General features: G+C 70.7%; 16 protein-coding genes. 8 read left to right on the top strand and 8 right to left on the bottom strand.

The annotated features are described in order from the left end of the window. Positions 1–4: 4 nt before the first annotated feature. Together ASF30_RS06115 and ASF30_RS06120 are read right to left on the bottom strand one after the other, a co-directional pair. Positions 5–1,993, bottom strand: coding sequence for an acyltransferase family protein (locus ASF30_RS06115; RefSeq protein ID WP_055903395.1), 1,989 nt, complete (start codon positions 1,991–1,993; stop codon positions 5–7). 114 nt (positions 1,994–2,107) lie between these two features. After that, positions 2,108–3,067 (bottom strand): GlxA family transcriptional regulator, encoded by a 960-nt coding sequence (locus tag ASF30_RS06120; protein ID WP_055903398.1) that lies wholly within the window; start codon positions 3,065–3,067, stop codon positions 2,108–2,110. A gap of 84 nt (positions 3,068–3,151) precedes the next feature. On the opposite strand from ASF30_RS06120, the gene ASF30_RS22590 reads away from it, so the two are divergent. The 5 genes from ASF30_RS22590 (at position 3,152) to ASF30_RS06140 (ending at position 9,734) form a co-directional block, all read left to right on the top strand. Further along, complete coding sequence (locus ASF30_RS22590; RefSeq protein ID WP_157497038.1) at positions 3,152–3,310, top strand: hypothetical protein; 159 nt, start codon at positions 3,152–3,154, stop codon at positions 3,308–3,310. Positions 3,311–3,395: 85 nt separating this feature from the next. After that, a complete protein-coding gene (galE, locus tag ASF30_RS06125) occupies positions 3,396–4,364 on the top strand; it encodes a UDP-glucose 4-epimerase GalE (RefSeq protein ID WP_055903400.1) in 969 nt (322 codons plus the stop codon). Positions 4,365–4,582: 218 nt separating this feature from the next. Next, on the top strand, positions 4,583–4,903 hold the full coding sequence (locus ASF30_RS06130; protein WP_082467518.1) for a WhiB family transcriptional regulator: 321 nt from the start codon (positions 4,583–4,585) through the stop codon (positions 4,901–4,903). 111 nt (positions 4,904–5,014) lie between these two features. Then, on the top strand, positions 5,015–8,293 hold the full coding sequence (locus tag ASF30_RS06135; RefSeq protein WP_055903402.1) for a glycosyltransferase family 2 protein: 3,279 nt from the start codon (positions 5,015–5,017) through the stop codon (positions 8,291–8,293). Next, positions 8,283–9,734 (top strand): DUF5719 family protein, encoded by a 1,452-nt coding sequence (locus ASF30_RS06140; RefSeq protein WP_055903405.1) that lies wholly within the window; start codon positions 8,283–8,285, stop codon positions 9,732–9,734. Before ASF30_RS06135 ends, ASF30_RS06140 begins: the two co-directional genes overlap by 11 nt. Before the next feature lie 44 nt (positions 9,735–9,778). Here ASF30_RS06140 and ASF30_RS06145 read toward each other — a convergent pair whose 3' ends face one another. Further along, the gene (locus ASF30_RS06145; RefSeq protein ID WP_055903408.1) at positions 9,779–10,222 is read right to left on the bottom strand and encodes a metallopeptidase family protein; all 444 of its coding nucleotides are present in this window, start codon (positions 10,220–10,222) and stop codon (positions 9,779–9,781) included. Positions 10,223–10,268: 46 nt separating this feature from the next. On the opposite strand from ASF30_RS06145, the gene ASF30_RS06150 reads away from it, so the two are divergent. Beyond that, complete coding sequence (locus ASF30_RS06150) at positions 10,269–10,487, top strand: DUF3499 family protein (RefSeq protein ID WP_055903410.1); 219 nt, start codon at positions 10,269–10,271, stop codon at positions 10,485–10,487. An 81-nt stretch (positions 10,488–10,568) separates the two neighbouring features. Beyond that, the gene (gene ahcY / locus ASF30_RS06155) at positions 10,569–12,044 is read left to right on the top strand and encodes an adenosylhomocysteinase (protein ID WP_055903413.1); all 1,476 of its coding nucleotides are present in this window, start codon (positions 10,569–10,571) and stop codon (positions 12,042–12,044) included. A gap of 95 nt (positions 12,045–12,139) precedes the next feature. On the opposite strand, the gene ASF30_RS06160 is transcribed toward ahcY, so the two are convergent. Next, positions 12,140–12,991 (bottom strand): RDD family protein, encoded by an 852-nt coding sequence (locus tag ASF30_RS06160; RefSeq protein WP_055903417.1) that lies wholly within the window; start codon positions 12,989–12,991, stop codon positions 12,140–12,142. Positions 12,992–13,007: 16 nt separating this feature from the next. On the opposite strand from ASF30_RS06160, the gene ASF30_RS06165 reads away from it, so the two are divergent. Then, positions 13,008–14,003 carry a stage II sporulation protein M gene (locus ASF30_RS06165; protein WP_055903419.1) on the top strand — a complete coding sequence of 332 codons (996 nt, stop codon included), beginning with the start codon at positions 13,008–13,010 and terminating at the stop codon, positions 14,001–14,003. A 97-nt stretch (positions 14,004–14,100) separates the two neighbouring features. On the opposite strand, the gene aqpZ is transcribed toward ASF30_RS06165, so the two are convergent. The 4 genes from aqpZ to ASF30_RS06185 all read right to left on the bottom strand — a co-directional run bounded on the left by aqpZ (position 14,101) and on the right by ASF30_RS06185 (position 18,603). Beyond that, entirely contained in the window at positions 14,101–14,862 is a 762-nt protein-coding gene (gene aqpZ / locus ASF30_RS06170; RefSeq protein WP_235480285.1) for an aquaporin Z, read from the bottom strand. A gap of 142 nt (positions 14,863–15,004) precedes the next feature. Beyond that, entirely contained in the window at positions 15,005–16,336 is a 1,332-nt protein-coding gene (locus ASF30_RS06175) for a DUF58 domain-containing protein (RefSeq protein WP_055903422.1), read from the bottom strand. A 3-nt stretch (positions 16,337–16,339) separates the two neighbouring features. Continuing rightward, on the bottom strand, positions 16,340–17,329 hold the full coding sequence (locus ASF30_RS06180) for an AAA family ATPase (protein WP_055903425.1): 990 nt from the start codon (positions 17,327–17,329) through the stop codon (positions 16,340–16,342). After that, a complete protein-coding gene (locus ASF30_RS06185) occupies positions 17,326–18,603 on the bottom strand; it encodes a DUF4350 domain-containing protein (protein WP_055903429.1) in 1,278 nt (425 codons plus the stop codon). Before ASF30_RS06185 ends, ASF30_RS06180 begins: the two co-directional genes overlap by 4 nt. Positions 18,604–18,605: the final 2 nt, after the last annotated feature.

Consider the following 18,605-nt stretch of genomic DNA (forward strand, 5'->3'; position numbering starts at 1 on the left):
CGGGCTACCCGCCCAGCCCGAGCTGGTCGTCGAGCTTCTTCGAGAGCGCCCGCGAGTAGGTGGCCGTGAGGTGGTTGCCGTCGCGGTAGACGAGGTACGAGCCGATCACGGCCGGGCACTCGTCGGGGCCGCAGATGTAGTTGTTCATGTCGATCCAGCCGAGCCCAGCGACCCGCTGCTCCTCCTTCTGCAGGCGGGTGTCGATGGCCTGGGCGCGCGGCACCGCGCAGGCGTCGGCGTCGTCGAGATGGGCCGACAGGCAGATGGCCGGCGTCGCGCCCTGGTGCGGGGTGTCGGTGATCCACGTCACGGGCACGTCCGGCAGTGCTGCGACCGTGGCGTCGAGTCCGTCGCGCCAGAGGGCGGCTGATGCCTCGGCCGGGGCATCCGGCGGTAGGTAATGCGTGGAGTAGCTGGCGAGCACGATCATCGCCGGGGGATCGGCGTTGAGGCGATCGATCACGGCCTCGCGCCACTGATCGCACTGGGGATACGGCCGCTCCAGCTCGGCATCGACGAGCACCGACGGACAGTCGCTCTTGGTGTCCGTCTCGAGCAGGATGGTTCCGGCCTCGGCGGTGGGCAGCAGCGCCGGGAACCACTGGGCACCGTGCGAGTCGCCGAACAGCACGACGCGCGGCGCATCGGGGTCGCTGCCGAAGGTGCATCCGCTCGCATCGGTGCTCGGGAGCCCGCGGTGGCAGCCGTCGGCGTAGATCGCCGGGTTGTCCGCCGCCGTGCGTCGCAGGGCCGGGCTGATGTTCGACGCGACGAACGTCGCGCCGACGGGGTGCATCCGCACCGTATCGACGGCCGTGGCCGTGCCGGAGTCGAGCCGCATTCCCGAACTCGCCTGCGCGGCCGTTGCCGAGAAGACCACGATGACGACGGATGCCGCCCCCGCGAGCAGGAGGCTGCGTCGTGGCCTGGCCTGCGCCAGGGCGGGCGGGTTGCGGAACGGGGTCTCGACGTAGCGATAGAGCAGGGCTCCGAGGGGGATGCTCGCCGCGCCGAGGGCGAGGAGGGTCCACGAGGGGAGCGGGCTGGCCGGGGCCGCAGCCTGCTGCGGGATGACGATGAGCGGCCAGTGCACGAGGTAGACCGAGTAGGAGATGAGGCCAAGCAGCTGCAACGGCTTCACGCTCATGGCCCGGCCCGGGGACCAGGGTGTCGCGACGTGACCACCGGCGATCATCAGCGCGGCGCCGAGCACGGGCAGCAGTGCGGCGTAGCCGGGGAACAGGGTGCTCTCGTCGAACAGGAGGGAGGCGCCGAGGATGGCGGCCAGGCCGACCCAGGCCCCGACTCCCGCAGCCCGCGAGCGGGCCCACGCCGGATCCGTGCGCATCAGCATCGCGAGAAGCCCGCCGGCGCCGAGTTCCCAGGCGCGCGTCGGTAGGGAGAAGAACGCCCACGGGGGATTCGTGACTGTGAGCACGAGCCCGCCGACGAAGGACAGGGCGACGATGGCGGCGATGACGGCGAACAGGGCCCGCGACGACCGCCGACAGAGGTGGAACGCCAGCGCGAGCACGCCCGGCCACACCAGGTAGAACTGCTCCTCGACGCCCAGCGACCAGTAGTGCTGGAACACCGACGGGGCCGTCTCGGCGAGGTAGTCGGTGCCCTGGACCGCGAACAGCACGTTCGGCACGTAGAGCGCCGTCGCGATGGCGGCGGTGAACATCTGCCGCAGCATCAGCGGTGGAACCCAGAGCATCGACGCGATGACGGTGATCATGAGCACGGCGAGCGAGGCCGGCAGGATGCGCCGTGCCCGTCGGGCATAGAAGTCGGCGAAGCCGATGCGCCCGTCGCCGGTGAGGGCGCCGAGCAGGTGCGTGGTGATCAGGAAGCCGGAGATCACGAAGAAGACGTCGACGCCCACATAGCCGCCCGGCAGCCACGGAACACCGCAGTGGAACAGCACGACGATGCCGACAGCCAGGGCACGCATGCCCTGGATGTCGGTGCGCTGCCGCCGACCGGCCATGCCTCAACGCTAGGGACCGGGTGTTTCCGCCCCGTGTCCGCCCCGTGAGCATCGGGTGTCACTCGAACGGGGGTCAGATGTCGACGACTCCCTCGACCGGGGCGAGCGGATGCCTCAGGCCAGCTGGCGGGCCCCGAAGGTGCGGCGATACGCGGTCGGCGTGGTCTGCAGCACCTTCACGAAGTGGTGCCGCATGACGGCTGCCCCGCCGAAGCCGCAGTCGCCGGCGATCTCCTCGAGGCTGAGGTCGCTCTCCTCGAGCAGCTGCTGCGCTCGCAGCAGGCGCTGGCGGTTCAGCCAGGCCGTCGGAGTCGTGCCCAGCTCGGCGCGGAAGCGGCGGGCGAAGGTGCGGCTCGACATCAGCGACTTGCGGGCGAGTTGGTCGACGGTGAGGTCCTGGTCGAGGTTCTCCAGCATCCACTCGGTCACGAGGGCGAAGGAGTCGCTGCGGCATTCGACGACGGGAGTCTGGATGAACTGCGACTGGCCCCCGTCGCGCTGCGGGGGAACGACCATGCGCCGGGCGACCACGTTCGCGGCCGATGCACCGAGCTCCTTGCGCACGATGTGCAGGGCGGCGTCGATGCCTGCCGCGGTTCCGGCACCCGTGACGACACGGCGGTCCTCGACGAACAGCACGTCGGGGTCGACATCCGTCAGCGGATACTCGGCGGAGAGCCTGTCGGTGTACATCCAGTGCGTCGTCGACCGGCGTCCGTCGAGGATGCCGGCCTCGCCGAGCAGGAACGCCCCGCTGCACACGCTCATCACCCAGGCGCCACGGGCCTCGGCCTCGCGGATGACCCTGACGATCTCGGGGTGGGCGCTGCCGTCTCCGAGGTAGGCGGGCACGGCGATGAGGTCGGCATCGGCTGCTGCGCTGAGGTCCTCGTGCACGACGATGTCGAAGCCCATCTTCATCGGGATGGGGCCGGGCTCGGCCGCCACGATGTGGAAGTCGAAGATGGGTCCGCCGTGCTCGCGCCGATCGATGCCGAAGACCTCGCAGATCACGCCGAACTCGAACGGCGCCATCCCGGGGATGGTGAGGCAGACGATCTTCTTCAGGGCCATGGGAACTCCGATTGGCAGGAATGTACCGAACACTGTCCACTCTGCCACTCGTGGCTGGAACGCGCAAACCATAGATTTACTGCCATGTCCATCATCCTTCTCATCGCACTGGTCGCCCTCGTGTTCTGGGGCGTGCTGGCCACCATCCTCGGCCTCGACAACGACGGCTACGGCCGACCCGAGATCCGCGACCGCACCCGCCACGCCGGACACGGCGAACGCTGGGACGCCCGCTGGGAGTGAGGCCGACCGCGCCGGAGCGTGCGCGCCGATAGTCTGAAGATCCCGTGCGGATGCCGCGCGGATCATCGAGACGAGGAGGCGCCTCATGGCGTGGTTGGTCACGGGCGGAGCGGGCTACATCGGATCCCACGTGGTGCGGGCATTCCTGGAGGCCGGAACCGACGTCGTCGTGATCGACGATCTCTCGAGCGGACACCGCGAATTCGTCCCGGACGCAGTGCCGTCGTACGAGGGCACGATCCTCGATCGCGAGCTGCTGGCTCGGATCTTCGTCGAGAACGACATCACCGGGGTGGTGCACGTCGCGGGCTTCAAGTACGCGGGCGTCTCGGTGCAGCGTCCGCTGCACACCTACGAGCAGAACGTCACGGCGACGGCCGTGCTGTTGGCGGCCATGGCGGATGCCGGAGTCGGGCGGGCCGTGTTCTCCTCGAGCGCCGCTGTCTACGGAACGCCGGACACCGACCTCGTGACCGAGGAGACGCCGAAGGACCCGCAGTCGCCTTACGGGGAGTCCAAGCTCATCGGCGAGTGGCTGCTCCGTGACCAGGAGGTGGCCGCCGGCCTCGCGCACACCTCGCTGCGCTACTTCAACGTCGTGGGGTCCGGGGCGGCCGACCTCTACGACTCGAGCCCGCACAACCTCTTCCCCATGGTGTTCGAGGCCCTGCTCGACGGGCGCACGCCGCGCATCAACGGCAACGACTATCCGACGCCCGACGGCACCTGCGTACGCGACTACATCCACGTGGCCGATCTGGCGCGTGCCCACGTCGTCGCGGCCCAGCGGCTCGATGCCGGGGAGCCGATCGAGGCCGTCTACAACCTCGGCAGCGGCGACGGCGTCTCCGTCGGCGAGATCATGAGCACCATCGCCAGGGTCACCGGCATCGACTTCGAACCCGAGATCGCTCCACGTCGGGCCGGCGACCCGGCTCGGATCGTGGCGTCGGGGGAGAAGGCGGCGCGCGACCTCGATTGGCGGATGCGTCACACCCTCGAGGACATGGTGCAGAGCGCCTGGGACTCGCGCCGGAGCGCCGCCACCGTCTGACGCTTCGCGCTCCGCTTGGGAAAACGTACCCTGAACGGGGATAACCCTCACTGGGGAGTTGTGCATCCGTCGCATAGCACGGAATTTCAGCGGCGCGTCGCAACTCTCGAGGAATCGTTGAGGGTTTACGATTTGCGACTTGACTCCTGAGAGTTACACCGGTGTAATTACTTCAGACACGCGGTTCGCAGGTCGTGAGAAATAAGGCGGGTGACGATATGGCAGCCAATGACTATCGTGCTGGGGTACCCGACGACTGGTTCGTCGATCCGATCAAGCTGGGCGTCCCCGGGGTTCGACAGAACATCGATGACGACAACCCCCTCGCCTGGCAGTCCGACTCCCTCTGCGCCCAGACCGACCCCGAGGCGTTCTTCCCGGAGAAGGGCGGATCGACGCGCGACGCCAAGAAGATCTGCACCTCCTGCGAGGTGCGCACCCAGTGCCTGGAGTATGCGCTCTCGAACGACGAGCGTTTCGGTATCTGGGGCGGGCTGTCCGAGCGCGAGCGCCGGAAACTGCGCAAGCGCGCCGTCTGACCCCTGCCGCACTGACACCTGAACGGGCCACAGCCTCCGGCCCGTCGGATATCGGCCACGCCCGGCCCTGCTGAGTCGTGACGGCGTTCGGCAACTTAGGCTTTCCCCGATATGTCACCCAGAGTCACCGCCATCATCGTCGCCCGAAACGGCGCGGAGCACCTTCCGCGGACTCTCGAGGCCCTGGCTGCCCAGACGTTGGCTCCCGATGCGATCATCGCCGTCGACTGCGGGTCGACGGATGCCACAGGCACCCTGCTGGCCGAGTTCGGGCCGACGCATCTCATCTCGGCGTCATCCGACCTCAGCTTCGGCGGAGCCATCGAGACGGCCGTGCGCGTGACCACTCCGCCCACGGCTCCGAACGAGCTGCTCTGGCTCATCGCCCAGGACACGGCCCCCGAGCAGACGGCGCTGGCCGAACTCGTCGCGGCCCTCGAGACGGCGCCGTCAGTGGCCATCGCCGGGCCGAAACTGCTCGACTGGGACCGCGGCCAGTTCATCAGATCGCTCGGAGAGTCCCTCACGACGCAGGGGGCGACAGTCGCCCTCGTGTCCGACGAGCTCGACCAGGGCCAACGCGATGTCCTGAGCGATGTGCTCGCCGTCGCCGCTGGCGGCATGCTCGTGCGTCACACCGTCTGGGAAGCCCTCGGCGGATTCGATCCCGGGCTGCCGGTCATCGACGATGCGCTCGATTTCAGCGTGCGCGCCCGGCTCGCCGGCCACAGGGTGTCCGTCGCCCCCGCAGCGCGGGTCGCGACGGCCGGTGACGGGGTCGCAGGCGCAAACACCTCGCACAAGGGGCGCGTGCGCCGCCGGCGAGCCCGCCAGCAGCGCGCGGCGCAGCTGCACCGGAGGCTCGTCTACGCACCGGCGATCCTCGTCCCGGTGCACTGGCTCTCGCTCGTCCCGCTCGCCATCCTGCGTTCGATCGTCGCGCTCCTCGGCAAGCAGCCCGGGCGCATCGGCGGCGAGTTCGCCGCTGCGTTCACCGCGGCCTTCACGGGCATCAGGACGACGGCCGCCCGCCGCAGCATCGCCAGGACCCGGAGCAATCCGTGGTCGGTCATTGCCCCGCTGCGGGTGAGCCCGGCCGAGATGCGCCGTCGCCGGGCGCTGGCCCGGGAGGCCCGCATCGCCCGTGCCCGCGGCGCCAGGCGGGAGATCGGCTTCCTCACGGCCGGCGGCGCCTGGACCCTGCTCGCCGCCATCGTCGTCGGGCTCGTGGTCACGGCACCGCTCGTCGGGTCGGCTGCTGTCGGCGGCGGGGGACTCCTGCCGCTGAGTGCGACGCCAGCCGAGTTGTGGCAGAACATCGGCTACGGCTGGCGCGACATCGGCGCCGGATTCGTCGGTGCCGCCGATCCGTTCGCGGCTGTGCTGGCCGTGCTGGGGTCCCTCTCGTTCTGGGCTCCATCGTCGGCTGTCCTCGCGCTCTGGGTCGCCGCGGTTCCGCTCGCCGCGGTCGGAGCGTGGTTCGCTGCCACCAGGCTCACCGATCGTGGCAGCCTGCGCGCCGTCGCGGCCGTGCTCTGGATGCTGGCGCCCACCTTCCTCACGGCCCTCGCCGATGGTCGACCGGCTGCAGTGCTCACCCACCTGCTGCTGCCCTGGTTGGTCTTCGCCGGCTTCGCCGCGGCGCGTTCGTGGTCGGCATCGGCCACGACGGCCCTGCTCTTCGCGGCGGTGGTCGCGTGCGCGCCGGCGCTCGCCCCGGCACTGCTCCTGGTCTGGCTCGTGCTGCTCGTCATCAGCGGGCGCGGCTTCTTCCGCATCATCGGCATCCCGATCCCGGCGATCGCCCTCCTCGGCCCTCTCGTGTGGGATCAGGCGGCGCGATCGAACTGGATCGCGTTGGTCGCCGACCCCGGCGTTCCGCTGCCGGGCACCCCGGCCTCGGTCTGGCAGCTCCTGCTCGGCTTCCCGTCCGGTGACTTCGGCGGCTGGGATCAGGCACTCACCCTGATCCCGATCGATGGACTGCTGCCGCAGTTCGTGGTACCGGCCCTTCTCGCGCCCCTGGCCGTCCTCGGGTTGCTCGCACTCTTCCTGCCCGGCTTCCGCAGCGCGGCCTTCTCGCTCGGGGTGGCCCTGCTGGGCTTCGCGACGGCCCTCGCCGCCACTCTCATCGTGGTGGCGACGACGGGCTCGCAGCTCGCGCCGGTCTGGTCGGGCACAGGTCTCAGCCTGTACTGGCTCGGAATCGTCGGTGCCGTCGTCATCGGGCTCAACGCCATTCCGCGATTCTCCATCGTGCCGGCCATCGTGGCGACTGCCTGCGCCGTCACCGTCGCGGCACCGCTGGCGCTCGCCATCCCGCTGGGCGAGTCCGCTGTGGACGCCTCGAGCACGCGCATCCTCCCCGCCTTCGTGGCGGCCGAGTCCGAGGGGGATCCGCGCGCCGGGACCCTGGTGATGGTGCCGCAGCCCGACGGCGGAATCCTCGCCGACCTGCAGCGTGGCGCGGGAACGACGCTCGACGACCAGTCAGTCCTCGCGTCCACGGCCCCTGAGATGAGCCCGGCGCAGCAGGACATCGCGACGCTGGCCGGAAACCTGACCTCGCGCAGCGCCTTCGATGCCGCCGCCGAGTTCGATGCCAACCGCATCCGCTACGTGCTCCTCGAGGCCCCGGCCCGTGTCGACGGGGCACCGGCCTCGGGCGATGCCGTGCAGATGAGCCGTCGAGCCGCCGCAGCCCTCGACGGGAACGCCACTCTCGTCCCTGTCGGCAAGACCGATTTCGGCGTCCTCTGGCGGGTGGACACCGAGATTCAGGATGCCGCCTCGGCGGCGATCCCGGACCACGCCGGCGGGTGGCTCGCCACGACGTCCCTTCTCGTCGCAGCGATCGTGTTCGGCGTGACCCTGCTGCTGTCGATCCCGACCGGGGTCGGCCGTGAGCTGCCGCCGGAATCCGCACGGCGCCGCGCCGCGCGTGAACGGCGCGAGCGCCGCGCCGGTCGCTCGCCGCGACGCGCGGCCGCGGGTGTCGTGATCGCCGAGGACGACCTGCCTGAAGACGGAGTGACCGAGGAGTCGACCGGGGACGCCACGGCCGCAGCGGAGGCCTCGGACGCCTCCGATGTCGGGGCCGGTGACGGAGACGGAGACGGTGATGCCGCCGACGCCGGGGCTGCCGTAGATACCCCGGTCGAGCCTGTGCCCGACCCCGAGGCTGACGCCCGCGCCGGGATCGACGGCGAGGCGGTCGCCGCCGAACCCGCCGTCGCCTCCGACGATCCAGCGGCATCCGATGCCCCCGGTCCGCACGACGGGGCGGAGCCGATCGCACCGACGGAGCCGATCGCACCGACGGAGCCGATCGCACCGACGGAGCAGACCGAACCGACCGAATCGACCGAGGAGAAGCGCGATGTCGACTAAGCGCAGGATCTTCGTCGTCGGAGGGCGCACCGTCGCCGGCCTGGCCGCACTCGCCATCGCCGTCGGCGGCGTCGCCGCCGCCGTGCTGGTGCCGTGGCCGACCTACACCGTCGCGCCCGTAGCCGAGCGCGTCGTGCCGGTTCCGACCGATGCCCAACGGGTGTGCCCCGGACCGCTGCTCGCCCTGGCCGAGGATTCCAGCCAGGCGAACGTCGCCTCCTCGATCGGCAGCGCGAGCGTCACCGCCGCCGCAGCACCCGGTGAGGCCGACCCCGAGCAGGCCGCACTGCAGGCGCCGGACAACGCCGCGGCAGACTCCGACGGCGGTCCGACCGTCGTGACTGTTCCTGCAGCGGCCGACGCGACGGAGCCGCCGCTGGTCGCCGCCAGCCAATCGCAGGTGGCGTCCACCGACACGCAGTCCGGCCTCGCCGTCGCCGCGTGCACCGAGGCGGTGCCGGACTCCTGGCTGGTGGGTGGCTCCACCGAGATCGGTCGCACGACGCTCGTGCTGCTCTCGAATCCCACGAGTGTGCTCGCCACGGTCGACCTGGCGGTCTACGGCGAGTCCGGGCCCATCGACGCCCCGGGTGCCACCGGCATCCTCGTCCAGCCCCAGTCGCAGCGGGTGGTCTCGCTCGCCGGCCTGGCGCCCGATGTGGCGTCTCCCATCGTGCATGTCACCGCCAGCGGCGGCGAGGTGGCCGCCTCACTGCAGCAGAGCACAGTGCGCGGCCTCGAGCCGGGCGGCGTCGACATCGTCGGCCCGACGGCTGATCCCGCGCCCTCGACCTCCATCGTCGGGTTCGTCGTCCCATCGTCGACGGCCGGCGATCCGGATGCACAGCCGGGGGCAGAAGAAGGCTACTCGGACGGACAGCCCGGCCTGCGGCTGCTGGCGCCGGGTGACACAGGAACCCGCGCCACCGTGAACGTCGTGGGGGAGAAGGGCGCCCCGGGAACCTCGTTTACGGTCGACCTCGAGCCCGGCGTGAGCGTCGAGGCCCCGCTCAGCGATCTCGGTGCCGGCGCCTACACGGTGAGCGTCGAAGCCGACCAGCCCGTCGTGGCTGCCGCACGTTCCGCTGTCGCCGGTGGAAACGGACGCGACTTCGCGTGGTTCGCCGCGTCGACGCCGCTCACAGCCGACGCGACGATGGTGGCCCCGGCACGCGGTGCGACTCCGGTCCTGCACGCGTGGAACCCCGGTGGAACCGAGGCGACGGTCGTGCTCACCTCGGAGAGCGGCAAGACACGCGAACTCCGGGTGCCGGCCGCGACGGCACTCTCCTTCACCCTCGACGCCGGAGCGGGCTACGAGGTCGGCGACGCCGACGGGGTGCTCGCCTCGGTCAGTTTCCAGACATCGGGACGACTCGCCTCGTACACCCTGGGTCCCGTCGCCGGACTCGCCGCCCCGGTCACGGTCTACACGCACTGACCGCATCCTGACGGGGATTCAGGCGACGATCGGGAGACCGATGCTCAGAGCCCGCGGTAGCGATCGGGATCGAGGTCCCAGGGATCCTTGCCGATGAGGTCGGCGACGGCGCGGAACACGCAGCTCTCGACCATCATCCGCTGGTGGAGGTCGTCATTGCGGTGAAGCTTCGCCATGCGCTGGATGGGGATGCGGTACAGGACGACGCGGCGCTCCTCGAGGCTGACGTGCCAGCGATCGACATGGTCGCCGTGCAGAGCCTCGGCCGGGGCGGCGGCGATCTCGAACCGCACGTCCTCGAGTTCGGGCCAGATGCCCCGGAGGTACTCCGCCGTCGACGCGACGGTCGACTCGAACAGGTCGATGCGTCCGCGGATCATGGGCAGGTACGGACCCGTCACGGCGGAACGGAGGCCGCGCCCGTGGCGGTCGATGATGCCCCGTCGCGCCGACGGCGCGGTGCGCGGAGTGCGTCGTGATCGTGGCATGTCGCCATCCTAGTTCGCGCGGGGGCGCGGGTAATCTGGTGCTGACATGAACAGATCCTGCTCGCGGGTGGCGTGCACCGCTGATGCGGTGGCAACGCTCACCTACGTCTACGCCGATTCGATGGCGGTCCTCGGCCCCCTCTCCATGAGCCACGAGCCGCACAGCTACGACCTCTGCGCCCGGCATGCCGAGCGCCTCTCGGCCCCTCAGGGCTGGCAGGTCATCAGGCACGCGGTCCTGGGCGAGGCCGGGCTCGGAGCCTGACCCGGGGCGAGGTCGCCGAATCGACCTGTCCTGTCCGATGTCGGAGCGCTGCAGGCTGGTGGCGAATGGCACAATGGCACCATGACCTCAACAGCCACCGCACTCCCGTTCAAGGTCCGCGACCTCTCCCTCGCTGAAGCCGGCCGACACCAGCTGCGCCTCGCCGAGAACGAGATGCCCGGCCTCATGGCGCTCCGCGAGGAGTTCGGTCCCTCGCAGCCGCTGGCCGGTGCCCGCATCGCCGGCTCGCTGCACATGACAGTGCAGACCGCCGTGCTCATCGAGACCCTCACGGCGCTCGGTGCGCAGGTGCGTTGGGCGAGCTGCAACATCTTCTCCACCCAGGACGAGGCTGCAGCGGCCATCGCCGTCGGCCCGACGGGCACGCCGGATGCTCCCGCCGGTGTCCCCGTCTTCGCCTGGAAGGGCGAGAGCCTCGAGGAGTACTGGTGGTGCACCGACCGCATCTTCGACTGGAGTGCCGAGGCTGAGGCGGCCGGCGCCGACTGGGTCGGCCCGAACCTCATCCTCGACGACGGTGGCGACGCCACGATGCTGGTGCACAAGGGACTCGAGTTCGAGACCGCAGGGGCAGTGCCGGCGGCGACGGATGCTGACAACCACGAGTACAGCGTCGTGCTCGACACGCTGCGCGCGTCGCTCGCGCTGTCGGCCGACAGGTTCACCCGCATCGCGGCCGAGTTGCAGGGAGTGACCGAGGAGACCACCACCGGCGTGCACCGGCTGTACGAGTTGCACTCCGCCGGCCAGTTGCTCTTCCCGGCCATCAACGTCAACGACTCCGTCACCAAGAGCAAGTTCGACAACAAGTACGGCATCCGCCACTCCCTTCCCGACGGCCTGAACCGCGCCACCGACGTGCTCATGGGTGGCAAGGTGGCACTCGTCGCCGGGTACGGCGACGTCGGAAAGGGTGCCGCCGAGGCCCTGCGCGGCCAGGGCGCCCGCGTGATCGTGACCGAGGTCGACCCGATCTGCGCCCTGCAGGCGGCGATGGACGGCTACCAGGTCTCGCGCATCGAGTCCGTTGTCGGCGAGGTCGACATCTTCGTCTCCGGCACCGGCAACATGAACGTCATCACGCTCGAGCACATGCTCGGGATGAAGCACCTCGCCATCGTCTCCAACGTCGGGCACTTCGACAACGAGATCGACATGGCCGGGCTCGAGTCGCTGGCCGGAGCCGAGCGTGTCGAGATCAAGCCGCAGGTGCACGAGTGGCGCCTGCCCACGGGTCGCTCGATCCTCGTGCTGTCGGAGGGTCGCCTGATGAACCTCGGCAACGCCACCGGTCACCCGTCGTTCGTGATGAGCAACTCGTTCACCAATCAGGTGCTCGCCCAGATCGAGCTCTGGGTGCGCCCGGAGGAGTACCCGATCGGCGTCTACGTGCTGCCGAAGCACCTCGACGAGAAGGTCGCCAGGCTGCACCTCGACGCGCTGGGCGTGGAGCTCACCGAGCTCTCACCGGAGCAGGCCAGCTACATCGGCGTGCCGGTCGAGGGCCCGTACAAGGTCGATCACTACAGGTACTGAGCACGGATGCTCGATCAGCAGATGCTCCACAGTCCGCTGATCGAGCCCTGCCGAAGGCCGCGAGGAGACGGAACGAGTCACGCGGATGCGCGAGCTCAGCGCTCCGGGAATCCGTGAGGCAGGCCGGCCAGGACCGGCTCCAGCGCATCCAGGCGGTCCCGCTCGAGCCTGAGCGCCGTCGCCTCGCGTTCGCGTCGGAGCGCCGCGACTCCCCAGAGGAAGGTCTCCGCCGCGACGTCGGGGAGCGGGGACACGTAGGCCGACGCCTCGCCGGCCAGCTGCTCGGCCGTGCGGGCGCGCGTGGCCGGCATCAGTGCCTCGGTCTGGGACAGGAACTGGGCGATGCGCCGTGACAGCGTCTCGGGAAGCCGGGCGACGTCGGCCACCGCCGCCCATCGGGTGAGCATCGGCGGCATGCCGTGCAGCGGGGGAACGTACCGCGGCACCCGCTCGATCTGGCTGTGCGTTCCGGCGAGCAGATCGCCGAGGCGCTTCGAGCGCTCGTTGAGCAGGCCCGTCATCGCCGCGACGGCACCGAAGGTCAGGTAGATCTCGATCACGCCGGTCAGCGCCCGCACGAAGGCGTGACGCAGGGCTATGGCGCCGCCGTCGTCACGCACGATCCGGGCACCGATGGCCAGCCTGCCGAGCGATCGACCTCGTGTCGAGATCTCGACGACCATCGGGATGACGAGGAGGAACAGCACCAGGCCGACGACGCCGAGGGCGCGCAGTGCCGCCTGGTCGATGCCGGCAGACCCGTACTGCACGACCAGCCAGGCCGTGCCGAGGAGCAGGCCGACATAGACGACGGCGTCGATCGCCGTGCCGGCTCCGCGCAGGATGACGCTGGCCGGCCGCACGTCGAGGGTGACGGCCTCACCGGTGACGAGACCGGTCCCATCGCTTCCGCTCGCCGCGGTGCGCTGCGCGGTGGGGTCTGCCATGCGAGTATCTAATCAGATGGATCTCGACGCATACACGACCGCCCACGGCGCGGAGTGGGACCGGCTGTCCGAGCTCGCCCGCAAGCGCCGACTCACGGGTGAGCAAGCCGACGAGCTCATCGCCGGCTACCAGTCCGGCGCGACCCAGTTGTCGGTGCTGAGCACGGCGGCGGGGTCGACGATCCCCGGCGACAGGCTCTCCGTGACCCTGTCACGGGCCCGGCTCCGCTTCACCGGGGCGAGTGGCAATGCGCTGGCCATGCTGCCTCGCTTCTTCATCCTGCAGCTGCCGGCGGCGCTCTACAGGCTCCGGTGGATCACCCTCGGCGTCATCCTCGCGACGACGCTGGTGTCGACCCTCTATGCGGTCTGGGCGCTGGCGGATCCGCAGGTGCTCGCCTCATTCGGGACGCCGGAGCAACGAGAGGCCCTGGCCGGCGGCGACTTCGTGGACTACTACTCCGAGAATCCGGCGGCATCATTCGCCGGCGCGGTCTGGACCAACAACGCCTGGGTCGCCGCCCAGTGCATCGCCCTCGGCATCACCGGAGTCTTCGTGCCCTACGCGTTGCTCGGCAACGCCCAGAACGTCGGGGTGTCGGCGGCCGTGATGTTCTCGTACGGCAAGGGCGACGTGTTCTTCGAGTACATCCTCCCGCACGGCCTGCTCGAGCTCAGCTGCGTCTTCGTCGCCGGCGCGGCGGGCCTGCGCATCTTCTGGGCCTGGATCGCGCCGGGTGCCCGCACGCGCGGCCAGGCTCTGGCCGAGGATGCGCGTGCGCTGTTCACCGTCGCCATCGGCCTCGCCGTCTGGCTGTTCATCTCGGGCGTCATCGAGGGCTTCGTGACTCCGGCCCCTTGGCCGTGGGCCGTCAAGATCGGCATCGGGATCGCGGCCGCTGCAGCGTTCTACGCGTACATGCTCGTCCTCGGCGGTCGCGCGGCGCGAGCCGGCGAGACCGGGGACCTCGGTGAATACGAGGCGGGTTCGCGGCGCATCATCGCGGCCTAGCCCCGAGCCGACGTCAGCGACTGGCGAGCAGCGCGACCGGCAACGGACGAGGGGCGGATGCCGCAGCATCCGCCCCTCGTGACGTGCTCCTCGCCGACTACTTCTTGGTGCCGTCGAAGATGAACTTGAACGAGACCCCGGCGATGACGGCGCCGACGATCGGGGCGAGGATCGACAGCCAGACCTGGCCGAGCGCCTCGGGGCCGCCGTAGATCGCCGTGGCGATCGACCGGGCCGGGTTGAAGGAGGCGTTCGAGACGGGGATGGCGACGAGAGCCAGCAGCGTCAGGGTGAAGCCGATGGCGAGCGGAGCGAAGCCGACGGCCGCACGCGAGCTGGTCACTCCGAGGATCACGAACAGGAAGACGGCGGTGGCGACGACCTCGACGATGAGAACCGAGAGGAAGCTGTAGCCGCCGGGGGAGAGCACGCCCCAGCCCGTCGACGCGCCGCGGAACCAGAGCACCTCGAAGTCCTTGCTGCCGGCGAGGATCGCCAGCAGGACGGTGGAGGCCAGGACGGCTCCGACGAGCTGGGCGATGACGTAGCCGGCGACGTCCTTCCAGGCGAAGCGGCCCGCGGTGGCGAGTCCCAGAGTCACGGCGGGATTGAAGTGGCCGCCGGAGATCGGTCCGAAGGCGTACGCACTCACGAGCACGGAGAGGCCGAGGGCGATGGCGACGCCGAGGAACCCGACATTGAGGTTGCCCTCTCCCCCCGCGAAGCCGGCGGCGTAGATGGCTGTTCCGATGACTCCGAACACGAGGACGAAGGTTCCCACGATCTCGGCGCCCAGACGGGCCGCTGTGCTCGGGTCGGATTCGATCGGGATGACGGCAGGGGCGTCGGTGGTGGACAAAGCGGTGGCTCCTTGCAGATACGTGTCGGGACGCGCGACTGCAGCACCCCCGGTCAGCGAGGTTATCGCCCGCGCGGGCCGCCCACCCGGTCATGTCCCGGAATGTCGGTTCATGACGCCGCTGATCGCAGATCGAAGCGGGCTACAGCCGACCGGCCGCCTTCAGGGCGATGTAGCGATCGGCCAGGGCCGGCGGCAGGTCGGCCGGCGCTCCGGTCACGACGTCTCCGCCGAGGCGACGGATGGCGGCCGAGACGCGGGCGACGTCGAGCAGGGCCCGCTCGGCCGCCGCCGCCCGATAGACGCCCTCCAGGTCGGCCCGGTCGTCGACGGCGGCGAGAGTGGCCGGATCGGTGACCGAGGCCACCAGCACTGTGTGCCGCCTCGTCAGCTGCGGCAGCATGGCGAGCAGGGCGCCCGACGCCCCTGGAGCGTCGATGGAGGTGAGCAGCACCACGAGCGCGTGCCGATTCGTGATGCCGCGCACGAGGGTGGGAACCCCGGCCCAGTCGGCCTCGATCAGCTCGGGCTCGATGACGGCCATGGAGTCGACGAGCCTGGAGAGCAGCTCGGCCCCCGCCGCCCCCTGCACCCGGCCGCGCACGCGGCGATCCCATGCCACGAAGTCGACGCGGTCGCCGGCATGCGATGCCAGGGCGCCCAGCAGCAGGGACGCCTCGAAGGCCGTGTCGATGCGGGGCTCGTTCTCGATCCGTGCGGCGGCCGTGCGGGCGGAGTCGACGACTATCACCACCCGACGGTCGCGCTCGGGACGCCAGGTGCGCACCATCAGCCGCTGGGCGGCACCTCCCGCTACGCCCTGTCGTGCTGTCGCGCGCCAGTCGATCGACCTCACGTCATCGCCGCGCACGTACTCGCGCAGGCTGTCGAACTCCGTGGCCTGGCCCCGCAGCATGAGCGCCGTGCGGCCGTCGAGTTCGCGCAGGCGTGCCAGCCGCGACGGCAGGTGCTTGCGGGAGTGGAACGGGGGCAGCACCCGGATGCGCCCTGGCGCCACCAGGCTCGCCTGGCGGGCGGCGAGTCCGAGCGGGCCGAAGCTGCGCACTGAGACGGTCTCGACGCGCCGTTCCCCACGGCGGAACGGGGTCAGCGTGAGCGCCACTCGCCGCCGTTCCCCGGCCGGGATGTCGATTCGGGAGCGCGTGGCGGATGCGCCGGCCGACGGCTGCCAGGCGTCCCGCACGATTCCACGCAGGCGGCGGGTTCCACGGTTCACGAGGAACAGCTCCGCTGTCGCGTTCTCGCCGAGCCGCACCCGTGCCGGGAGCTCCCGTGAGACGCCGATGGCGCGGGGCGAGGCTGCTGCGGCCAGGTCGACGGCGGCGACGGCGAGCACCAGCAGCAGCCACAGACCGAGCACGAGCGCGGCGGACCCCGGGGCTGCGGTGTCGATCAGGATGATCGGCAGCACCCCGAGGGCGAGCAGTGCGACGAAACGACCGGAGAGAGCCATGGCTTAGATCGGCACCTGGACCTGCTGCACGATCGAGGCGAGGATGGCGTCGACCGCGACGCCCTCGAGCTCGGCCTCGGGGCGCAGCTGGATGCGGTGGCGCCAGACCGGGACCACCATCGCCTGCACGTGGTCGGGCGTGATCGAGTCGTAGCCGGACAGCCACGCCCAGGCCTTCGCCGAGGCGAGGAGTGCCGTCGTCCCGCGCGGACTCACGCCGAGCTTCACCGACGGGCTGCGTCGGGTGGCGCGGGCCAGGTCGACCACGTACGCCAGCACGTCGGCGCTGACGCCGACGGATGCGACGGCGTGCTGGGCAGCCGCGAGCTCGGCGGCCCCGAGAACCGGCGTGACGCCGGCGGCCGCGAGGTCACGGGGATCGAAGCCGGCTGAGTGGCGTCGGAGCACCTCGACCTCGACGTCGCGGTCGGGGACCTCGAGCACGAGCTTCAGCAGGAACCTGTCGAGCTGGGCCTCGGGGAGGGTGTACGTGCCCTCGTACTCGATCGGGTTCTGCGTCGCGGCGACGAGGAAGGGCTCGGGAACCGGCCGCGAGACGCCGTCGGCACTGACCTGCCGTTCCTCCATGGCTTCGAGCAGCGCCGACTGGGTCTTCGGCGGTGTCCGGTTGATCTCGTCGGCGAGCAGGATGTTGGTGAAGACGGGCCCTTCGCGGAACTCGAAGTCTCCGGCCTTCTGGTCGTAGACGATCGACCCCGTCACGTCGCCGGGCATCAGGTCGGGCGTGAACTGCACCCGACGGGTCTCGAGCGACAGGGCCGTGCTGACGCTGCGCACCAGCAGGGTCTTCGCCACTCCGGGGACACCCTCGAGCAGCACGTGACCACGGGCCAGCAGGGCGATCAGCATGCCCGTGACGGCGCCGTCCTGGCCGACGACGGCCTTGCCGACCTCCGTGCGCACCCGCGCGAGGGCAGCCCGGGGGTCGGGCGTCTGGGGCAGGTCGGTGGCGGGGGAGGACGGATCGGTCATGAACCCATTCTTTCTGTGGATGGCGGCACGGATGCCGGTTCTGCTGCTGAGCCGACCTCGGTGGCGGCGGTGACGGCGAGTTCGAGGTCGACGAGGCGACCGGAGAGGTCGACGAGGGCACGGTCGGAGTCGGGCCGCGCATCGACGAGCACGTTGCGCACCTCCGCGAGCGGAATTCGGGTGACTGAGGCGGCGGCGCCGGTGATCTCCTCGACACTGGTGGTGCGGGCCAGCCCGAGTCGCGCGGCGAGGCGGCCGATGGTGCCGATGCGGAGTGCATCCGCCGCCCGCAGCCGGGATGAGGTCCGGGCATAGAGCCTCGCGCGGCCCTCGCGGGTCTCGCCGGCGTGCACTGTGACGGGCAGGTTCTCGATGACGAGGGCGCCGAAGCGTCGGCCCTGCCAGACCGCAGCGGCGACCACGACCAGCCCGAGCAGCACGATGACGGGAGTGACCCAGTCGGGTGAGAGCTCGCCCAGGGTCGGGGCGGCACCGCCGACGACATCGGCGAGCGTCGGCTGATACCAGACCAGGGTGGGCTGCGCTCCGAGCAGGCCCAGGGCCAGCGCGGCATTCCCCTCGGCGGCGACGGAGTCGTTGCGCAGCTGGGAGCCGTCGGCCAGCAGGGTGAGAGTCCCGTCATCCTCGGCCTTCTGGAGCAGCGTGAAGGCATCATCGTCGGCGAAGCATCCCGTCCAGTCCGTCGCGCCGCCGGCGGTGAGGCTCTTCTGTCCGAGGGTCGCGCTCCCGGCCCTCTCCGCCGCACTGACCTGGCAGCCGGCGACGGCAGTGTCGGCATCGGGCGCGCCGCCGGCGTTGACGGCACCGTCGGCGAGCGCCTGCAGGGCGGCGAAGCCGGGGTCGGCGACCACGATGTCGGAGGCGAGGCCCGAGATCTCGCCGAGGCCGTCGGCGTCGAGGTAGCCGCCGGGGTCCGAGAAGAACAGGGTGACGTCGTCGCCGGTGCCGGCGGCGGCTCGAGCGGCGGCGAGGGAGTCGACGGGTCGTACGTCGACCCCGGAGTCGCGCAGCACCTCGACGACGGCCTTGCTTCCCGCCAGCCCCGGGTTGTCGGCGGCGAGCGGGATGCCGGCCGCGCCGCCGTCGCCGCGCACCAGGGCCGTCACCACGACGAACCCGACGGCGATGATGCCGAGCACGACCCAGAACACTCCGCGTCGTGCTGCCTGCCGCACCGTGGGGGTGATGGCGGCGGTTCCACCCACGCCGTCGGTGGCGGCATCCGGGGCCGGATCCCGGCGTTCTCCGAGCATCG

Origin of the sequence: Leifsonia sp. Leaf264 (genome assembly GCF_001422325.1) — a bacterium.
GTDB lineage: Bacteria > Actinomycetota > Actinomycetes > Actinomycetales > Microbacteriaceae > Orlajensenia.